Consider the following 16409-nt stretch of genomic DNA (forward strand, 5'->3'; position numbering starts at 1 on the left):
CTCCGCCCCCCTGATATCATTGATAATAAATTTTGATGCGTCAGCGCTGTTTTTCATCTTCCGTGTCTGAATCGTGTTCTGCCTTTGTTTCGTCTTCAGGCTCTTGGGAGAAGGATTCATCTTCATCTTCATCTTCATCCTCGTCGTCATTTTCCTCTTCCTGAACCGGGGATTTGCGGGAGAAAACACTGGCGCCGAGAATCCCGACTTCATACAGAATAATCAGCGGCATGGCCATCATGATCTGGGTAACCACATCCGGGGGGGTAATGATTGCTGCACCCACAAAAAACAGAAGCAGGGCGTATTTTCTGTTTTTCTTTAAAAAAGCGGGGGTCACCAGGCCCATGCGGGATAAAAAGGTCAGGACAAGGGGCAACTCAAAAACAAATCCGAAGGCCAGAAGCATTTTGGATGCAAAGGAGAGGTACTCCTTCATGGAAGGCATGGCCTGGATGGTTTCCGTGGTAAAGCCTAAAAAAAACTGGAACCCGTATGGAAAAACAATGAAATACCCGAATGATGCGCCGGCAATAAAGAAGATAAGCGAGAGAATGATTATGGGCAAAATATACTTCTTCTCTTCCCGGTACAGCCCCGGAGAGACAAACATCCAGAATTCATAAAAAAGCACCGGGGTGGCAAGAACAATGCCTGCCAGCAGCGCTACTTTAAGATAGGTAAAAAAGGCTTCGGGCAGTCCTGTAAAAATTAATTTTGCATTGCCGCTTTTTTCCATGGCGGTTACCAGGGGGGCCGTTAGAATCTCAAACAATTGTTCTTTGAAAAAATAGGCAACAACAAAGCCTAAACCCACCGCAATAAAGGCGTGAATCAGACGGTCACGCAATTCGCCCAGGTGCTCGGTAAAAGGACTCTTTTCTTCCTGATCGCTCATATCGGATACCTGATGGCTTTATTCTTTAGGGGGGAGCGTTTCTGTTTCGGGTGAAGCCGGGGATGACGTGTCTGCAGCCGGGCTGTCCTGTGTCGGTTCCGGGGGATGGATTTCCACGCCATCCGCCTTGTCAGGAGTCTCGAGGTTATCAGACGCCTGCTCCTGTTTGGAATCTTCCGTACCTATATCCTTGATCACATCCTTGAGTTTTGTTTTAACAGGCTTCGGCTTGACTTCTTTCACCGTGGTTTCTGCATCAATGGAATTTTTTAAATCCTGGGCAGATCGTTTGAATTCCCCCATGGCTTTACCAAGCGTTTTTGCTACTTCCGGCAATTTCTGCGGGCCTATAACGATAAGGGCGATGGCCAGAATCAGCAAAATTTCCGGCATTCCTAGACCAAACATGTATTGGTGTTACTCCTTGTGGTTTCTATTGGATTTATTACTTTAAGTTGTTTTTACATTGAACATGGTTGGGTGTCAACCGGGACCGGATTATGGATTTTTGGTTGCTACTGTTTTTGACGGTTTTCTTCTTCCTCTGTAGGGCTTTTTACCCCTATTCGAACCTTTTGTAATATTTTGTTTGGACAGTTTTCTAGAAGGGGATGGGGCCGCCGGTGCGGGCAGATCCGCTTCCAGAGCCGCTGTCGGATATTCACAGCTGATCTTGTGACCAAGTACCTCTTCGATTTTCGGGATTTGGAACGAACTCATTTCATCGGCAAAACTTACTGAGGTGCCGGTGGCGCCTGCTCTGCCGGTACGGCCGATTCGATGGATGTAATGCTCGGGTTCTATGGGCAGATCATAGTTGATGACATGGCTGATGTTTTCAATGTGAAGCCCCCTGGCTGCCACATCGGTTGCCACCAGGACATTGAGATTTCCGGTTTTAAATCTGTTGAGTACCTTGAATCGTTTGTCCTGGGCCACGTCCCCGGAAAGTATCCCTGCGTTCAGGCCGTACCTGGATAATTTTTCCGACAGATACCGGGCCGTATCCTTGCGGTTGACAAAGATGATAACCCGCTCAAGTTGTTCGCTGATCAAAAGGTTGCATACATTTTTAAACTTGTCCTCTTCCGTGGTCAGATAAACAAGCTGGGTAATGGAATCTGCAGCAGCTTGTTCCGGATCAATCTCAATACGCACGGCATCCCGGGTCCAGGATTCGGCCAGGCGGAGCACATCCTCTGTGAGGGTGGCGGAAAAAAACAGGGTCTGTCGTTTGTCCTTGTGGGGTGTCATGTAAATCAGGCGGCGGACATCCGGGATAAATCCCATGTCCAGCATTCGGTCCGCTTCGTCAATGACGACAATCTCCACCCTGGACAGATCAATCAATTTTTTTGAGATAAAGTCCAGAAGGCGTCCCGGGGTTGCGGCGATGACATCCACGGGTTTATCTGTGAGAAGGGTCTGCTGTTTGTGATAATCCGTTCCGCCAAAGACCGGGACAATTCGAAGATGGGAATATTTGGCAAGTCCCTCGAAGTCTTTCTCGATCTGGTAAACCAGTTCCCTTGTGGGGGCAAGGATTAAGGCTCTGGGATACTTTTTTTGCCGCTTGACGGATGTGCGGACAAACCGATCAATCAAGGTAATTATAAAGGTTGCACTTTTGCCTGTTCCGGTCTGGGCCTTGGCCGTGGCATCCCGGCCGTCAAGGGTGTGGGGAAGAAGCCGGGCCTGGATATCTGTACAGTATTGGAAGTTAAGATCACAAATGGCATGCATCAGTCCTGTGGTAAGCTTAAAGTCATGGAACCGGGTCTTTCCCTCCTGGGGCTCGACCTGGAATTTTTCGAGTGTCCAGCGCGGTTTTCTGGGTTTTGGCCGGGGCTTTTTAACCGTCCCGGCATCTCTGTCAAGGGAGGGACTATCCGGTTCGGGCATCCGAGGTTGCGGAATTGATGTGCCGTTGTCTTGTTTTTGGGGTTTTCCGGTAAAAAGTGTCTTTATAAAATTGATTAATTGTTTCAAAATGATTTAAACATAACTCTCTAAAGGTAAACATCTATGGCTCGGGATCAGATTAAATACTCAGTACTTTTTTTAACAGACCCGCCGTTTTTTGGGAAGTAAAATATCGTTTTGTGGAACGGTATGGGGTCAATCCTTGTGTGTAAACACTCTTGAATAGGTCTGAACGGTCTTCTAAGCTACGATAATATAGACAAAAAGATCAAAAAAACTTGACTTTCTAATTGTTTCACGGTAATTTTTCAGCAAAAATAACCTGAACCAGGGTGACGTGGAATGCTGATATTGTCCAATTTCTTCATGGCGATTGCCATTGTTCTTGACTACGCTTTAAACATATATATGTGGATTGTTATTGCCTCGGCCGTGCTGTCCTGGGTGAATCCGGATCCGTACAACCCAATCGTCCGGTTCCTTCGCAAGGCAACCGAACCGGTGTTTTACCAGATCCGCAAACATCTTCCCGTGACCTTCGGCGGGCTGGACATGTCCCCGATTGTTGTATTTTTAGTTATTATTTTTCTTCAGAATTTTGTTGTAAAAAGTCTCATTGGCCTGTCCCGTTCGATGTGATAACCATAAAGGGAGCTTATTAATGGGCGTTACACCACTGGTGATTAAACAAAAAGAATTTACCACCCGTTTCAGAGGGTTTGATGTACAGGAAGTGGATGCCTTTCTTGAGGAAATAGCAAAGGAACTTGAATCCCAGGAAACTGATCTGGAAAAGCTCAGGCAGGAACACCACCGCCTGAACTTGGAAAATCAGGGCTATAGAAAACGCGAAGAATCAATGAAAAATGCAATGATTCAGTCCCAGAAAGTACTGGATCAGATGAAGGATAATGCGGAAAAATCTGCCCAGGTCACCATTGCCAACGCAGAAGTTGAGGCTGAAAAGATTTTGAACCGGGCTCATAAACGTCTTTCCCAGTTGCATAGCGATATTACGGAACTTAAACGCCAGCGCATTCAGCTTGAAATGCAGATCAGTTCGGTACTTGAGTCCCACTCAAAATTGCTTGAGATGACTAAAGAAGAAAACAAAGCGGCCGACGAATCAGAGGCGGCCCTGAAATTTATCCGCCGGGCCTGATCCCTTTCAAATAAAGGCCATGGGCCGACCTGGTCTATAAACACCCAGGCTTGACCCACAACAAAACTTAAAAGTAATTTAATAAGAAAATTTGAATTTTATATGATGCTTTTGGTGACGCGCCCTCATCGTGCAGGGCTGTGTTACGTTGTGGACAGGCGTTTCCAATATTCTCCGTTCAGGGGGCAAATGATAAAATAAAAGGGGAAGAAATGGCTGAAATCGATGCTTTTTTCAAGCTTATGCATGATCAGGGGGCGTCCGACCTGCACCTGACTGCGGGGCAGCAGCCTGCGTTGAGACTTCACGGCGACATTGAGCGAATTAAATACGATAAGTTGACCAATGATAAACTGCGCGGCATGCTTTATGAAATCACCTCCCAGGAAAAAATTAAGGAATTTGAAGAGACCGGGGATGTTGATTTTGGGTATGAAATTCCAGGCCTTGCCCGTTACAGGGCCAATTATTTCATGCAGAAAAACGGTATAGCCGCCGTATTCCGCGAAATTCCTTCGAATATTCTCACTGCCGAAGCACTCGGATTGCCGCCGGTGATTTCAAAACTGGCAGACCTGCCCAGGGGGCTTGTATTGGTGACGGGGCCCACCGGTTCCGGTAAATCAACCACCCTTGCTGCCATCATTGACCAGGCCAACAGAAACAGAAAAGACCATATTATTACCGTGGAAGACCCCATCGAGTTTGTTCACAAAAGCCAGGGATGTATCGTGAACCACCGGGAAGTGGGGACCCATACCAAAACGTTTTCTTCGGCGCTTCGCGGCGCCCTGCGTGAGGACCCCGATATTATCCTGGTGGGTGAGCTCCGGGATCTTGAAACCATTTCCCTGGCTGTTGAAGCGGCTTCCACCGGTCACCTGGTATTTGGAACCCTGCATACATCAAGTGCGCATAAAACCGTGGACAGGCTTGTTGAGGTTTTTCCCAGCAGCGAACAGGCCCAGATTCGCTCAACACTGTCAGACGGCCTTCGCGCCATCGTCGCCCAGGTGCTGTTTAAACGGGTTGACAAAAAGGGGCGGTGTGCCGCACTGGAAATCCTTGTGGCAACCCCTGCGGTCAGAAATCTCATCCGGGAATCCAAAACCCATCAGATCCCTTCCATGATCCAAACCGGCAAGCAATACGGGATGCAGCTTCTGGACGATGCCATCATGGTGCTGTATAAAGAAGGAAAGATCAGTCCCGATGATGCCTATTCAAAGGCAAATAACAAATCGTTGTTCCGGCCGTTTCTTAAACATCCGCCTGCAGATTTCACCGAAGCGTGATCACAGGTTCAATCATAGGAGTAAGGCATGAAAAAACAGCAGCTTGATTATATCCTTACTAAGATGCTGGATTCCCACGACAATGTGTCGGACTTGAACATTACCCCGGGCAAACCCCTTCAGGTGGAAAGTTCAGGCCAGCTTTCGGCCGTCGATATAGGGGCGGGGTTCACTGTCCTGACGCCCTTTCAAACCGAGGTCCTGGCGCTCAATCTTATTAATAATGACAGAAAACAGCTTGAAACCCTGCTGCGGGAAGGCAGCTGTGATTTATCCTACCAGCTGAGCACCAAGGCAAGATTCAGGGTGAACATTTTTTCCAGGTCAGGTAAGTATGCCATTGTATTAAGAAAACTTGAAACCACGATCCCCACCATTGAAAAGCTCAATCTGCCGGCAAGTTTTCATAAAATGGCCGAGGAGAAGAACGGCATCATCTTTGTTACAGGTGCCACAGGTTCAGGTAAATCCACGTCACTTGCCGCGCTTTTAGACAAGATTAACGAAACCAAATCCGTGCATGTGATTACCCTGGAAGATCCCATCGAGTATCAGCATACCCAGAAACAATCCACCTTTAACCAGCGGGAGTTGGGTATGGATTTTGATACCTTCGCCTCGGGCCTGCGGGCGGCCTTGCGCCAGGCGCCAAAGGTGATTCTGGTGGGCGAAATGCGGGACCGGGAAACGGTTGAAATCGGTTTGGCTGCCGCCGAGACCGGCCATCTGGTGGTCTCCACCCTGCACACCGTGGATGCCGGACAGACCATTAACCGTGTGCTGGGCATGTTTTCCACGGAAGAAGAGACCCAGATTCGTATCCGCCTGGCCGATACTGTCCGGTGGGTGGTGGCCCAGCGGCTTTTGCCCAAGGTGGGCGGAGGGCGTGTGGCCGCCTTTGAAATCATGGGTACCAACCTGAGGGTCAAGGATTCCATTTTAAACGGGGAGTCCGAGGGCAAGACCTTTAATGACATCATTGTTGCGGGCAAAGCCCAGGGCATGATTTCCTTTGATGAGTTTATTATCAATTTGTATGAAACGGGAAAGATAGACGAAAATACGGCTATGGCCTATGCATCCCGCAAAGATGTTGTGGGCAGGGGGCTTGACCGGATCAAAAGCGCCAGGGGTGAATCCACCAGTGGCATTCAGTCCCTTGAGATTGACCGCAGTTACGGGGGAGAGGAGGATAACTCATTATGAAGATCGCTTGTCCGACATGCGGCAGTAATACAAACCTGCCCGATGATAAGATTCCAAAAGACAAAGACTTCTCATTTAAATGTCCCAAATGCGCAGCCTCTGTCCCAGTCAAGGCGTTGGCCGGAAATACCGGGGGAGCCGGTTTTGAGCAGAACGCAGCCGGCATGGGCCCGGATGTACCTAAGCTCCAGACAGGCGGATCGAACCAGGCGCTGGTCTGCATCGCACCGTGTCTTGGCCGTAACCGGATGATGGCCGGCCTGGAAAATGCGGGGTTAAAACCCCATACGCCTGAAACGCCGGCCCAGGCATTGAAGAATCTTGAATATTATGTCTACCCGCTGGTGGTGATAGATGACGCCTTTGATACGGACAAGGTCGTAACTGCCTATATGAACAACATGGATATGTTCCTTCGCCGCAAGATTTGTCTTATCCGGCTTGGTCCGAAGCTTGAGACCGGCAATGCCATGACGGCCCTGGAGCTTAGCGCAAACTATGTGATAAGATCCCAGGACCTTGAGCTGGAAGACGCCTCCCTGGTGAATGATGTTTTGGCCGTGGCCCTGTCTGAACATGAACAGATGTATGCCGTGTTCAACGATTCAATGAAAGCTGTGGGTAAAGCCTAGGGCCTTTTTCGTTTTTCTTATGAATCTTCGCGCGCAAAACTGGTATGGACCGGGGACCCCGGGAGAATGGCTCAAACGAATCTGTTCTCTTTTAAACCTGGTCATTCTTTCGATTACCTGTATTATTCTTGTATCTGAATTCCGTTTTGACTGGTGCGAACGTCTGGTGGGCAATTATCTTTCTTCCACCAATGACACCCGCCCTGAAAACGGTGCCGTCTGGGAGGCTGGTCAGCACATGGTCAATGCATTGCAATCCCTGGACCGGATGGCGCTTGCCCGGGAAAGTGCCGGTCGAACGGTGCGGACTGCGGAGTCCTTTGCAGATCTTTCGGTCAAGCTCGGGCCCGGGGAATGGGCTACCCTGGACAAGGATCGGTTCAGGGAACTGTATCTGGCTTTACCCCCCTACCGCCGCAGGAATGTGGTTGATCCGGTGCGCCTGGTATGGCTGCTCAACGGCGGGGCCACTGACCGGATTTTTTGTGAAGGCCGCATGGGCGGCATGAAGATTTTTTTCATTGATACCCAGAACCGGGTTGTCCAGCAGGTGGATCTGGATCTGCAGACTCTGGGAAACAACGGCAGCCAATCCGTAATCCCGGGCACCCTGGACAATGCCCCTGAATTTTTTGACAGAATTTATCCGGCCTCTGTTTTTTTTAGCGCTGTCTCAAGGCTGCCGGGGGACATGAGATCCGATCTGATTCCGGATCCGGAAGATCTTTTATCTGAAACAGGAGCACTTGACCGTGTGGGTGTGGGCAATTCAGCCCAGGACGGTTTTATTAGCCTGGGATTTGAATTCCGGCACCTGGGTGAATCCCGGGTGGTGGAAGTTAAAGCCCGGGAATGGGCGGTCTGGCAGTTGACCCTGGTGCTGAAGGGAGACGGCTGATGCGGCTGTTTTCATGGCTGGTTTCGCTGATGCGGCTGCTGTTCTATACCGGGCTTCTTGCCCTTGGTCTCATGGCTGCGGCAAGCTGCCTGATGGTTTTCCATATTTCCCGGGACCTGCCTAAACTGCCCTCACCTTTAAGCCGTATTATTGAAACTCCCCAGAGCCTGATTTATGCCGCAGACGGCCAAGTGCTCATTGCCCTTGGCGAGAAGACCGCTGTTTCCCTGGACATGGTATCAGCTGATTTTCTCAATGCCATTGTGGCCACCGAAGACCACAGATTTTTTGAGCATCATGGTGTAAATAAGCTTCGTACCTTTAAAGCCTTGTATATTACCCTGTTTGAGCCGGGCCGGATTCAGGGCGCCTCAACCATTACCCAGCAGCTGGCCAAGAATCTGTTTTTCAGTTTTGAAAAGACCTGGCAGCGCAAATTCAAGGAGATGCTGGTGGCGTTTCAAATTGAGCAGGCAAATACCAAGGAACAGATCCTTGAGGCCTATATCAATCAGATCCATTTCGGGTCCGGGGCCCAAGGCATTGAGAAGGCGGCCCGCATGTATTTTGATAAGCCTGCCCAGGATTTGACCCTGGCCGAAGCTGCGATGCTTGCGGGGCTGCCCAAATCTCCCAGCCAGTATAACCCTTTCCGGCATTATGATAAGGCCCTTGCCCGGCGACGTGTGGTGTTGCACCGCATGGTGGCGTCCGGGTTTATCACGGCAGAGATGGCTGCCGAAACCGATGCCGTCCACCCTGAACTGCACGACGGCCGCAAAGATGCCCGTACCGGCAGCTATTTCCTGGATGCCTTGATCCAAAAGCTTGTAAACATATACGGCGAGGATGTGGTGTATCATGGCGGCATTAAGGTATACGCGACTATGGATTCAAGACTTCAGGCCGATGCCCGTACCGCGGTGATGGAAGGAATGGCCCGGCTTGATGAGCTTATAGGGCTGGATAAAGGAGTGAACGAAAAACCCCAGGCTGCCCTGGTGGCGATTGATACCGCCAGTGGCGCTGTTAAGGCCATGGTGGGGGGCAGAGATTATTATGCCAGTGAATTTAACCGGGCCGTGAACAGCAGACGCCAGGCCGGCAGCGGATTTAAACCTTTTTTATACTACGCCGCTTTCAGGGACAGAAAACTGCATCCGGCCAGCGTGTTCCAGGACAGGCCTGTGGCCATTTCCATTAAAGGGGCACCTGACTGGTACCCCCAGAATTTTAAAAAAAGATACAGGGGCCCCATGATCCTTAAGCAGGCCCTGATCCATTCGGTGAACACCATTGCAGCCCAGATGGTGGTTGATGTGGGGCCTGCTGCCGTGGTGGATGTGGCCCAGGCCTGTGGTGTAAAAAGTCCGTTAAAATCCGTATATTCATTAGCCCTTGGTTCCTCTGACGTCAGCGTTATGGATATGGCGTCCGGGTTTTCCACATTGGCCGGTCTGGGCATTTATCATAAACCCTTTTTGTTCTGGCGGGTTGAGGATGCAAGAGGTCGGGTGCTTTTTGAGCATATTGTCAAGGATCGCAGGGTATTGGATGCGGCAACAGCGTTCCAGGTAGTGGACATGATGGAAGGCGTTGTGGATTCCGGATCTGGCAGTGGGGTTCGGCGCTTGGGATTTAAGCGCCCGGCTGCCGGAAAAACCGGCACCACGGACGATTATAATGATGCCTGGTTTACCGGGTTTACGCCGTCCCTTTGTGTTTCCGTGTGGACCGGGTACGACAAGAAGAAAAAACTTAAAGATAAAAACCGCAGGGGGATTACCGGGGGGCGCGGGGCTGTGCCCATATGGACGGATTTCATGATTCGGGCCATGAAAGGTGAGCCGGAACGTGATTTTTTAATGCCGCCGGATATTCGGTATGAAATAGTGGATAAGACCACGGGATGTCCGGCCGGTTCAAGGCAAGATCAGGATGTACTTGATGATGCGGATGCGCCACAGCCCGTGGCAGACCCTGCCGGCACCATTCGTGTGGCGCTGAAAAAGGGCCAGGAGCCCTGCCGGGGATATTAAGATGATTCGTGTTATCCGACATATCAGTGTCCGGTTCTGGCTGACAACCCTGATGGTTCTGCCTTCGGGATTTATTTTGTTTCCCCGGTTGACCGGTTGGCTTTCGGATATGCCTGCTTCGGTATTTATTTGTTTGATGTATCTGTTGTTCGGCCTGGGCCTGGGTATATCCATGGATATTGCAGGGCTTTGGCACATAAAGGGACTGGTCCGGGAAGCACAGTTATGGGAGCGTTCCGGCATTGCCACCCGGGCTGAAAAAAAGTTTATCCGGGCGGTGCGGATCTTTGACAGTGCCTGGATATCCCCTTTGGCTGCACGGCGGGCAGGCCCTGTGCTCATTTCTTCCCTGGCACGATTTTATCTTGCATCGGGCAGCCGGCGCAGGGAAATCCAGGGCGCAGCAAGCGTCTGGCTGGCACAAAACCCCAGAGACGAAAGTCTTGCCCGATTTTGGCTTGAACGCCTCCGGGATCAGGATCTGTCCGGCACATTTTTCCAGTCCATACTTACGGCATTGGCAGATAACTGGTATGCAGAACCTGATCTTTGCCGGATTCTGGTGGATCTGTTCTTGGAACAGGGCCGGATGGATTTTTCAGCAAGCCGTCTGTATCGGTCCTTTCTGGATTTGACAGATGGGGATAAGGATCTATCACAACAGGATAAGGCCCGGGCCGAAACGATCCGAGAAATGATGTTTGCACGCCTGGATGTGCCGGAGCCGGACCCTGAGCCGGAAATCCCGGAACCGGGATTGGGCACCCTTGGGGATGAAAGGATTGAGTTGACGGCATTTATGTCCGGGGATCAAGAGGGCGATGGGCGGTTGGGCAGTCTGGGTGACCAGGCCGTTGAAGATGGCCCTGCAGGGTGGCGGCCGGAACACGACATTTATGCAGGGCAACAAACTTCCGGCCGGATGTCCGCCCTGATGTCCGGAATCGGCAGAAAATCGTCCGAAGGCGGATCTTTTATCGCAGACAAAACCGGAAAAGCCAAACACGCCGTTTTAACTCTGATCCAGGCACGGGAAATATGGTGGGGCCGGGTATGGGGCATCGTAATAGCCTGTTTGGGCATCTGGTTGATTTTCTTTGTATGGGGCACGTTTTCCCACATGTTTAAAACAGCGGAGCAGCCTGCCCGGCAGATAAAGGTTGTGATTCCAAAACCGTTTACCATCCAGGTGGCGGCTTACCATAAAAAGGCCCATGCCGATAATTATATGGCAACCCTTGCCCAAAAAGGGATTGATACCACCATGAAGGTCACGGACGGTGGGGGCAAAACCTGGTATCTGGTCCGTGTATCTGAGTTTACGGACCAGAAACGTGCCCAAGCCTACGGCAACCGGCTAAAAGCCGATCACATCATTGATGAATTCTTTGTAACCAAGAATTGATTATAAGGTGATCACTTTGTCGGCTAACTGCATGGCCGTGACAATATCCAGCATATTGGTGGTCTGTCCAATGGCTTTTCTCTCCATCAAATTCAGGTGGGTCAGGCAGGTGCCGCACACAAGAATAGTGACGCCTGATTCTTCAAGCGCACGTAAATCTTCAAGCACTGCAGAATCAACCGTGGCAAGAGTAACGCCATGGTTGACAAAAACCAGGCGCCACAGATCCTTCCCCATCTCCTTGAGGGTTTTGATGAAATTGATCATCAGCTTTGCACCCAGTTCATCGTCCCCAACGCCAAATTTGTTGGATGCGGCCATCACCATGATTTTTGCAGAATTCTCCTCTGCCGGTGACTCGGTGTCGGAGCCTGACTGTCCGGCGGCAAATTTCACAGCATCGGACTGGTCCCGGGTACCTTCCACAATAGACACGGCGCCGTCGGATTCCACGCCGACCTCAAAACCGGCATAGGTTAGAAACCGGCTGACGTTTTCAACCGCGGCATCGTTATCCACGAGCACCCGGATATGCGACAACGCGTCGTTCTCCAGACATTTTTTTGTTTCCAGCACAGGTGCCGGACAATCCATTTTCCTGCAGTCAAGTTCTTTTACCATTTTATTTTAAGTTCTCCTTGTAAGGAATCGTTCATTGGTTGTGTCTAGGTGATAAATTAATTTAATAAAATTTCAATGGAACTATTTTGACGGCGAATCGTTTTTTCGTGCCCATTTACAAATTTGCTCAAAACCCGAAAACCGCCATTTGACAGGAAAATCCCGGCACTGGGAAGGTTTGACCGGATTAATGCGGCAGCCATTGCTGTCCAGGAAGATACATGCCCCGTCCGGGGCATCAATGATTGAAAGGCCGTTGCGCTCCCGGGTTAGGTAGGTGAATGTCTCTATAAAATCCCGGACGTCCATGTTCAGGAACTGGGCAATGACATCCGGTTCTTTTTTTCCCAGACGGACGTAGCCGCTTTGTCTGCAGCAGGCCCCGCATCCCAGGCATTTAAATCCTGTCAGGTCAGATTCATTGTTGTTTGTCATTTTTTACCTCGGCATTGTTGCAGAGCCATTTTTAAATCCATGCATATATCTGCTGAAGATAAGATTGTCAAATGAACAGATTGATATTGGGCAGGCGTAATGTCTGGGGTGCAGGGTCCAGAAGATGCCGTATGTTGTCACAAAGTTCGTTCATATTTTCAGCCCGTATCAGGGATTTTAAGATGGCGTTGGAGAATTTGAAATTGGCGCAGAAGTACGGGGCAAATTTTTTAAACATTTTCAGGGCAAAATGGTCTTCATAATGGGTGCTCAAAAGTTTTGCCATGTCCAGAGCGGTTTCCATATAAATGGACAGTTCCGGTTTAAAGCCTTTTGTCCACTGGGCAAAAATCCATGGCTGGGCCACGGCCATCCTGCCGATGGAGAGTCCCTGACAGCCGGTTTCCCTTATCATTCTGATCCCATGTTCCGGGGCAAACAGGTTCCCGTTGCCGAACACGGGAATAGTAACCGCATCCTGGATTTTTCCGATCAGTTCCCACTTAGGTCTTCGGCTCCTTCTGTCCGGGGCGACCCGGGGATGAAAGGTTAGGGCGTCAGCCCCGGCATTTTCAAAGTCCCGGGCCATGGTTACAGGGAAGTTATGATCATCCTGCCATCCGGTTCTGAATTTAACAAAAACCGGGCATGACACAGCTTTCCTTACTGCGGATACAATATTCACGGCCTTATTCGGTGTTTTCAAAAGTGCGGCTCCGCAACCTTTTTTGCAGATCGCTGCAACGGAACAACCGAAGTTCAAGTCCACTCCGAAGAATCCTTCGGCTTCGATGCGTCGGGCGGCCCGGGCCATGATTTCCGGTTCTGCCCCAAATATCTGGCATACCGTGTGATCCAGTTCCTCGGGCTGCCAGGAAAATACATGGGAGATTTTGGGGTTTTCATGGGGAACGGCTTTGGCGGAGCACATGCCGGTAAACAGCAGGCCGAAGCCTGAAAATTGGGTCACAAGCTGTCTGAATGCGATGTGCCCCAGCCCTGCCATGGGCGCAAGCACCATTCGGTTGGAAATGGTCCGGTTACCAATGACAAGGGGCCTGAGCAGATATTGGGCCAGGTCGTCAGCAGTGTTGACGGCGTGCGCCACTGTTGTTTCAAAAATCAATTGTGTCATTAAAATTTGCTGTGCCGGTCCACTGAATTTTCATGTTGTTTCCATTTACTGGTTTGCAGTCTTTTGGGGGTTGTATCAGCCATGGCCTGTTTGTGCAATATCAACAGACAGATCACTATAGGTTGCCGGACAACGCCAGGGCCTTTTTATTAATGGCAATGCCTAAATCCGGGTGGATAATATCATGGAGGGATGACTTAAAAGGAAGAAAAATCAAGGATACGCTTTGGGGCGCAACTTCGGTTATAGGTAAACACTCAAGAATTTCTTTCCTGGGTTTCAGCAGGGCGGCCATGGTAATGCGAATGGTTTGGATGGCCTCGGATGCGGGCAGATTTACGGGCTGGTACAAGTTATCTTCAACGGTTTGGGACAGGACCGGTTCTAGCTGGGCTGAGGTTAGTTGACCCAGCAACCGTAAAAAAATGTTCGGCCGGACCTTAAATGCAGGGCTCCAGAAATGCACAGGTTTTTTCTCCCATTCCCGGGGAATTGCCAGCGGCAGGTTTGCCATCCGGGCCAGATCTGCGTGGCTGGACAGGTTCATGGGCGAAATTTGGGCGCTGATTTGCCAGAACGGTACCATGATGTCATCTTTGTGGGCCGGGGCTGCAAACCGGAATTTTATTCTTGCAAGTTCTTCCCCCTTGGCCCGCCACAGGGAATGGCAGTTCCGGCATACCAGGACCAGAGAATCGCCACTGCCCTCAAGATCCGCCCCGCAGCCGGGGCAAATGCCGGCAATGAAATGGGTCTCGATACCGGGCCGGACTTGATCAAGGTCGAATATATCCGGGGGGATTTCTTTTTCCATGTGCAACGCCTGATTGGTCACCCCATCCACAAGGTGTTGCCGGCTGATGTAAAAAGGAGAATAAATAAGACTGAAGGTTTCCCCTATATCCTCTTTAAACATATGCGTCTCCGGTTTTAGACCAGAGGTTTTGTCTTGTAATACCATTGCCGAGGGCAGTGGACGAATAAATTTGCCTTGGGTGTCAGGGTTGATCAATTTCAAAGACAGGGCCTGGGATCTCAGCCCCAGGGAAAACGGAATCTGGGGCGGCATATCGGCCACAGCCAGGGTGGAAATATCCGTGAATTTAGGGGTTACACCGGATGCGGTACACATGTAACGCACGCCTTTAAAACGCCAATAGGGCAGATAGATCAACTGTGCATCCTGGGACACCTTGGAGGAGCAGGGCAGATAATACCTGGGAAATCCTTTCTGGGAAATACAGGACCGGACCCGGCAGAATTCGCACACAAAAAACCGGGTCTCCTCCCCTAAAGCGACCGGGGCCCCGCACTGGGGACATTGATGTTGGACCGTGTAGCTAATATTTTTCTCCGCACTGGTTACAGAACATTGAATTTGGCAGATTCTTTGCGCCGCAATTGCTGCAGATTTTTTCTGTTGTCTTTTCCACGACTTGTTTCCCGCATCGAGGGCAGAATTTTGTGCCGGGTGTGATGTTTTTTCCGCAATACCGGCACCGGGCAAAGACCACCTGCTGGTGTCCGCACTGGGGACAGAATTTTGCGTCCAAAGGGATTTGGCTTTGACACTCCGGGCAGGTTGTGGTCGAGGCGGTCCGGTCTGCCGGCTGTCCTGCCGGGGAAGGCATCTGCTGGGAAAACATGCCGGGCAGCATCATGCCAAGGCCTAACCCTAAGCCTGCCTGGGCGCCGTCCGAGGCGATACCCTGGGGGTTTTCAGCAATCTTTTCCATGGCCATGGCGGTTTTCATTTGCATCAGTTTATTCATATCGTCGAACAGCCCTAACCGGCTTTTGTCATCAATGGCCTGCTGGACTTCCGGGGGCGGGGTGATGGCATTGATGTAAAGATGGGTCAGCGCAAGTCCAAATGCGCTGAAATCTTCACGCAGCCTTTGGGCCAGTCCCTTTCCCAATTCATCGTAATGTTCCGGCAGATCAAAAATGGAGGAAACTGTCTCTCCGATATAGTCGTTGAACCTGGACACCACCACCTGGTTGAGATAATCGCTGACATCGGCACTTGTATAGATGCCCTGGGTGCCGGCCAGGGTGTTGATGAACAGGACCGGCTGAACAATTTTCAAGTTAAAGACACCAAAGGCCCTGAGTCTTACCAGACCCAGATCCTTGTCCTTGAATGCCACCGGGTCCCGGGTCCCCCATTTCAGGTTGGTAAAGGTTTTTAAGTTGGCAAAAAAAACTTCTGCTTTCAACGGGCTTTCCATGGCCCAGGGAAGGCTTGCGATTTTTGTCAGGATGGGGATGTTGGCGGTTTTTAAGGTATGCCGTCCGGGGCCAAAGGCGCCAACGGCCTTTCCCTGGTAGAAGAATACTGCGGCCTGGCTTTCCCGGACAATGAGCTGGGCTCCGAATTTGATCTCTCCGGAGCCTTTTTCCGGCAGACGGTGAACCAGTTCCTGTCCGGTTTGGTCAAACCACTCCAGCACTTCAAGGAAAATGAGGTTGTCGGTTCCCATGGGCGCCTCCTTACGAATTTTTTCAAACGGGGTTAAGTCAAAGAAAAAAGTGCTTATATTTTAAAAGAAGCCGACAGCCGGTGTCAAACGATATTCGGCGGTGGCTTGGATAAACAGCGCTGACGCATCAAAATTTATTATCAATGATATCAGGGGGGCGGAGCGACATCTAAAATTATTTTGTCGCAAAATTATAATAGACACTCTGCAGGTCTTTTGATAATGTAACGTGGATGTGTGTGAGTTCACCCACCAATCGAAACGTTACATTTGAGGA

16 protein-coding genes are annotated in these 16409 nt (G+C 50.4%); 8 read left to right on the forward strand and 8 right to left on the reverse strand.

From position 1 onward, the window contains the following. Positions 1–40: 40 nt before the first annotated feature. The 3 genes from tatC to B147_RS0126555 form a co-directional block, all read right to left on the reverse strand. Positions 41–898 (reverse strand): twin-arginine translocase subunit TatC, encoded by an 858-nt coding sequence (tatC, locus tag B147_RS0126545; RefSeq protein WP_020590232.1) that lies wholly within the window; start codon positions 896–898, stop codon positions 41–43. A gap of 18 nt (positions 899–916) precedes the next feature. Then, on the reverse strand, positions 917–1306 hold the full coding sequence (locus B147_RS0126550) for a twin-arginine translocase TatA/TatE family subunit (RefSeq protein WP_026259848.1): 390 nt from the start codon (positions 1304–1306) through the stop codon (positions 917–919). A gap of 90 nt (positions 1307–1396) precedes the next feature. Then, positions 1397–2887 carry a DEAD/DEAH box helicase gene (locus B147_RS0126555; protein ID WP_020590234.1) on the reverse strand — a complete coding sequence of 497 codons (1491 nt, stop codon included), beginning with the start codon at positions 2885–2887 and terminating at the stop codon, positions 1397–1399. Between the two features lie 276 nt (positions 2888–3163). On the opposite strand from B147_RS0126555, the gene B147_RS0126560 reads away from it, so the two are divergent. From B147_RS0126560 to B147_RS0126595, 8 genes are all read left to right on the forward strand, one after another. After that, positions 3164–3460 (forward strand): YggT family protein, encoded by a 297-nt coding sequence (locus tag B147_RS0126560; protein WP_020590235.1) that lies wholly within the window; start codon positions 3164–3166, stop codon positions 3458–3460. Between the two features lie 22 nt (positions 3461–3482). After that, positions 3483–3983: a DivIVA domain-containing protein gene (locus B147_RS0126565; RefSeq protein ID WP_020590236.1), complete on the forward strand. Its 501-nt coding sequence runs from the start codon at positions 3483–3485 to the stop codon at positions 3981–3983. A gap of 212 nt (positions 3984–4195) precedes the next feature. Next, positions 4196–5278, forward strand: a complete 1083-nt coding sequence (locus B147_RS0126570; RefSeq protein ID WP_020590237.1) for a type IV pilus twitching motility protein PilT — start codon at positions 4196–4198, stop codon at positions 5276–5278. Between the two features lie 27 nt (positions 5279–5305). Continuing rightward, positions 5306–6484: a type IV pilus twitching motility protein PilT gene (locus tag B147_RS0126575; RefSeq protein WP_020590238.1), complete on the forward strand. Its 1179-nt coding sequence runs from the start codon at positions 5306–5308 to the stop codon at positions 6482–6484. Beyond that, positions 6481–7116: a zinc ribbon domain-containing protein gene (locus B147_RS0126580; protein WP_020590239.1), complete on the forward strand. Its 636-nt coding sequence runs from the start codon at positions 6481–6483 to the stop codon at positions 7114–7116. Before B147_RS0126575 ends, B147_RS0126580 begins: the two co-directional genes overlap by 4 nt. A gap of 19 nt (positions 7117–7135) precedes the next feature. After that, positions 7136–8014 carry a hypothetical protein gene (locus tag B147_RS0126585; RefSeq protein WP_020590240.1) on the forward strand — a complete coding sequence of 293 codons (879 nt, stop codon included), beginning with the start codon at positions 7136–7138 and terminating at the stop codon, positions 8012–8014. Beyond that, positions 7969–10053: a transglycosylase domain-containing protein gene (locus tag B147_RS0126590; protein ID WP_245569107.1), complete on the forward strand. Its 2085-nt coding sequence runs from the start codon at positions 7969–7971 to the stop codon at positions 10051–10053. Before B147_RS0126585 ends, B147_RS0126590 begins: the two co-directional genes overlap by 46 nt. A 1-nt stretch (position 10054) precedes the next feature. Continuing rightward, entirely contained in the window at positions 10055–11458 is a 1404-nt protein-coding gene (locus B147_RS0126595) for an SPOR domain-containing protein (protein ID WP_020590242.1), read from the forward strand. On the opposite strand, the gene yedF is transcribed toward B147_RS0126595, so the two are convergent. The 5 genes from yedF to B147_RS0126625 form a co-directional block, all read right to left on the reverse strand. Continuing rightward, positions 11459–12079 (reverse strand): sulfurtransferase-like selenium metabolism protein YedF, encoded by a 621-nt coding sequence (yedF, locus tag B147_RS0126600; RefSeq protein ID WP_020590243.1) that lies wholly within the window; start codon positions 12077–12079, stop codon positions 11459–11461. It lies immediately after the preceding gene. Positions 12080–12160: 81 nt separating this feature from the next. Next, a complete protein-coding gene (locus B147_RS0126605; protein WP_020590244.1) occupies positions 12161–12514 on the reverse strand; it encodes a YkgJ family cysteine cluster protein in 354 nt (117 codons plus the stop codon). A gap of 67 nt (positions 12515–12581) precedes the next feature. After that, the gene (locus tag B147_RS0126610) at positions 12582–13649 is read right to left on the reverse strand and encodes a tRNA dihydrouridine synthase (RefSeq protein ID WP_020590245.1); all 1068 of its coding nucleotides are present in this window, start codon (positions 13647–13649) and stop codon (positions 12582–12584) included. 115 nt (positions 13650–13764) lie between these two features. Beyond that, positions 13765–14919 carry a hypothetical protein gene (locus B147_RS0126620; protein WP_020590247.1) on the reverse strand — a complete coding sequence of 385 codons (1155 nt, stop codon included), beginning with the start codon at positions 14917–14919 and terminating at the stop codon, positions 13765–13767. Between the two features lie 70 nt (positions 14920–14989). Then, the gene (locus B147_RS0126625) at positions 14990–16132 is read right to left on the reverse strand and encodes an SPFH domain-containing protein (RefSeq protein WP_020590248.1); all 1143 of its coding nucleotides are present in this window, start codon (positions 16130–16132) and stop codon (positions 14990–14992) included. Between the last annotated feature and the right edge of the window lie 277 nt (positions 16133–16409).

It is taken from the genome of Desulfobacter curvatus DSM 3379, from assembly GCF_000373985.1.
In the GTDB taxonomy this organism is placed as follows: domain Bacteria; phylum Desulfobacterota; class Desulfobacteria; order Desulfobacterales; family Desulfobacteraceae; genus Desulfobacter; species Desulfobacter curvatus.

Coding starts and splice junctions, on each gene's coding strand:
- tatC (WP_020590232.1), bottom strand. CDS start 898: ATGAGCGATCAGGAAGAAAAGAGTCCTTTTACCGAGCACCTGGGCGAA.
- B147_RS0126550 (WP_026259848.1), bottom strand. CDS start 1,306: ATGTTTGGTCTAGGAATGCCGGAAATTTTGCTGATTCTGGCCATCGCC.
- B147_RS0126560 (WP_020590235.1), top strand. CDS start 3,164: ATGCTGATATTGTCCAATTTCTTCATGGCGATTGCCATTGTTCTTGAC.
- B147_RS0126565 (WP_020590236.1), top strand. CDS start 3,483: ATGGGCGTTACACCACTGGTGATTAAACAAAAAGAATTTACCACCCGT.
- B147_RS0126570 (WP_020590237.1), top strand. CDS start 4,196: ATGGCTGAAATCGATGCTTTTTTCAAGCTTATGCATGATCAGGGGGCG.
- B147_RS0126575 (WP_020590238.1), top strand. CDS start 5,306: ATGAAAAAACAGCAGCTTGATTATATCCTTACTAAGATGCTGGATTCC.
- B147_RS0126580 (WP_020590239.1), top strand. CDS start 6,481: ATGAAGATCGCTTGTCCGACATGCGGCAGTAATACAAACCTGCCCGAT.
- B147_RS0126585 (WP_020590240.1), top strand. CDS start 7,136: ATGAATCTTCGCGCGCAAAACTGGTATGGACCGGGGACCCCGGGAGAA.
- B147_RS0126590 (WP_245569107.1), top strand. CDS start 7,969: ATGGGCGGTCTGGCAGTTGACCCTGGTGCTGAAGGGAGACGGCTGATG.
- B147_RS0126595 (WP_020590242.1), top strand. CDS start 10,055: ATGATTCGTGTTATCCGACATATCAGTGTCCGGTTCTGGCTGACAACC.
- yedF (WP_020590243.1), bottom strand. CDS start 12,079: ATGGTAAAAGAACTTGACTGCAGGAAAATGGATTGTCCGGCACCTGTG.
- B147_RS0126605 (WP_020590244.1), bottom strand. CDS start 12,514: ATGACAAACAACAATGAATCTGACCTGACAGGATTTAAATGCCTGGGA.
- B147_RS0126610 (WP_020590245.1), bottom strand. CDS start 13,649: ATGACACAATTGATTTTTGAAACAACAGTGGCGCACGCCGTCAACACT.
- B147_RS0126625 (WP_020590248.1), bottom strand. CDS start 16,132: ATGGGAACCGACAACCTCATTTTCCTTGAAGTGCTGGAGTGGTTTGAC.